This is a genomic window from Peribacillus sp. SIMBA_075 (assembly GCF_046534585.1).
The window spans coordinates 1-265 of the sequence record NZ_JAWRYN010000800.1 but is presented as its reverse complement, the minus strand read 5'-3'; the positions used below and the strand labels follow the sequence as shown (position 1 = coordinate 265).

General features: G+C 44.2%; 1 pseudogene. It reads right to left on the bottom strand.

Features of this window, described 5'->3' with window-relative positions:
* A pseudogene (locus SB775_RS30420) lies at positions 1 to 265 on the bottom strand (replicative DNA helicase); the annotation flags it as partial.

The following is a 265-nucleotide window of genomic DNA, read 5'->3' as shown; positions in this document are numbered from 1 at the left end:
AGTCTCAATACCAGTATTCTCTTTCGTATCTTGATGAAGCTCCTCATACAAACCAACTAACGCATCCTTCAAATCAAACTCACATACACAGTCCTTTTCCTCTAACTCACAAAGCTCCGTAATCGTCTCACCAATAATTTTCTCATTCTTCTCCGCAATAAGACGCTCTCCCATCTTGTGCCCGAGAACACCGGCCTGATACATTTTCCATGCACCTCGAACAAGCCCCTCATAATAAGAGAAGTTGGCAGTTGTAGGCACACCC